Here is a 2339-nt window from a genome sequence, read left to right as displayed (position 1 = left end):
CAAGATTTTTTTTTTTGGAAAATACATTTTCGCTATTTAACTTAAATACCCGTTGAAATGCATCTTTTTTAAGATAAAATGCATATTAATACAGTAAATACCTACTTTTTGTTAATTTGATGATATTCAAGAATTAAACTAGGGATTAATTGCACTTCATTTTTCTTCACAGTATAAATTGAATTTGTTAAAAAACAAAAAACCATTCCGTTTTGCGGAATGGTTTTTTAAAGTTTAAACCTAAATTCTATTTAGTAAATCACTTTTTTAGTTTCGATATGTTTGCTATCAAGAACAACTTTTACAATTAAAACCTGATTACTTAATTTTAAGTTTGCTATCCTCCATTTAGAATTTCCTATTTTTTCTTTCTGATAAAGTAGCTTACCAGATGCATCGTAAACATATACCTCATCTATAATTTGATTAGAAATATTAATCTGAATCTCTTTGTTTTCAAGAGCTATTGTAACTACATCTCCTGTTATTTCAAATTCTCCGGTACCTAATGTTTTATTAGTGTATCGCAATACAAATCGATTATCAATACCATCTGTTTTTGCTGTGGTAAACGTATACCCCTTTTGGCGTAAATCATGTATAACACCCATTACTTTATCCTCCAGATAAATAGCGTGATCTGCTAATAAACCATCTACTTCATCTATCCCAATAGTAAAATCACCTGCAATTTCTGAACTATATCCTAAATACACCAAATCATTTTCTCTAAATGGGATGGCACGCCCTTGAATACTTAGTTTTTTATCTTTAAGAATACTGTAAAAATTAATAAAAGCATTACCGTTTAAGGAAATTCCATCGAACATACTTTCGTACTCATCTGTTGCGCCTTCGATATAGCCAACCAATATTTGTTTAAATGCACCTTCTTTGTTCGTAAGATTTAACCACACCCTGTTTTTTTCTATAGTTGCTGCTTTTCTAGTTTTGCTTTGTCTGTAAAACTGTCCATTTTGTCCAGAAGCACGCATACTATTATTAAACGTTACTTGTGCACCTCCAAGTTTCGCATTGACAAAAAAGGATTGTCCTGCAGCAATATATCCTAATGGAGAATCACTTCCTGAGCCCGAACCTGTACCTTGACCTGGTGTAATCCCCCCAGTAAAATTATATGTTGCATAATCAACAGATGCATAATTCAACTTACCACCTTGAAGTCCAAGCGGAGTAATATGAGTCCAAAAATATAAAGTCCCTTCCAGAATTGTAGAATTACCTCTTAAAAAATCATCCGCAAATAAAGCCGATGGATATGGGTTTCCAACTAAAATATACTCATCAAATTTGGTTGGAGTACTGAGAGTAAGCGCTCCATTATTAGGAATTCCTTGAAAAACTACTTTTTGATCATACGGAAAAGGACCTGCATTACGCGCTTTTATAATGTATCCTCTACCTGTTTCCATATTATCAGCTGCATGTAACCAACTATTTGTCGCGATATTAAAAGCAAAATAAGAAAAAGTTCCTAAAGACAGCGTACTAAATTTTTGACCAAATACAGGCGATGACCAATAGACATAATCCTGATCTTTCATCTGTGGAGAAATACGTTCGTAGGTAATTTTGCCACTATTAACGGCATTATCATTTATCTGAACCAAACTAGCCTTATCTTCAAATTTTAAACTAGCTGTAGAAGCTACTGCAACAGAATTGGTAATAGCTAAAGTTGCTCCCGTCTTGATTGTAACTTTTGCAGTCAAATTTACCTGACAAGAGCAAGCAGTTAAATTACCTGAAGATCCTGTTGACGAAGTATAATCTGCTAAGAAAATAATATTTTGATCTGCGGTTGGTGTGCCGCTAGACCATCCGGAACCGCTCCAACTATTAGTAACCAAGACAGGAACTATAGCAGGAAGAGATGCTGGAGAAGTACAACCTGTTACCGAATTACTTACTACAAAAGTATATGTATTTGGCGCAAGATTACCAATAACTGTACTTGTTCCTGAACCTAAAGTAGTAACTGTAACAGGGTTGGTTACTATAGACCAATTCCCTGAAGGTAATCCGCTTAAAGCAACACTTCCGGTAGAAACAGCACATGTTGGCGAGGTAATAACTCCTATAACTGGAGCTGTTGGCGTCGCATTTACTGTCACCGTAAAAGGGTAACCTGAACTACTAACACAACCTGCTGCAGTTTTTACAGTTAATGTTCCTGCATAAGTACCTGCACCTGTTCCAGCTGGAACATCAATCGTAATCGGACTACCTGGTAATGATGCATCGGTTACTGCCGCAAAAGTATTTGCAGGCGATGCATTCCAGGTTATGCTATAGGTTGTGGGAGTACCTGTTGTGGC

1 protein-coding gene is annotated in these 2339 nt (G+C 35.4%); it reads right to left on the bottom strand.

What is annotated here, in order from left to right; translation table 11 throughout:
- Nucleotides 1-251: 251 nt before the first annotated feature.
- On the bottom strand, nt 252-2339 hold a 2088-nt coding region (locus IW20_RS25070; RefSeq protein WP_051886215.1), incomplete at its 5' end, for a T9SS sorting signal type C domain-containing protein.

The sequence above is a fragment of the Flavobacterium hydatis genome, from assembly GCF_000737695.1.
GTDB lineage: Bacteria > Bacteroidota > Bacteroidia > Flavobacteriales > Flavobacteriaceae > Flavobacterium > Flavobacterium hydatis.
This window is presented reverse-complemented; position numbering and strand designations above follow the sequence as displayed.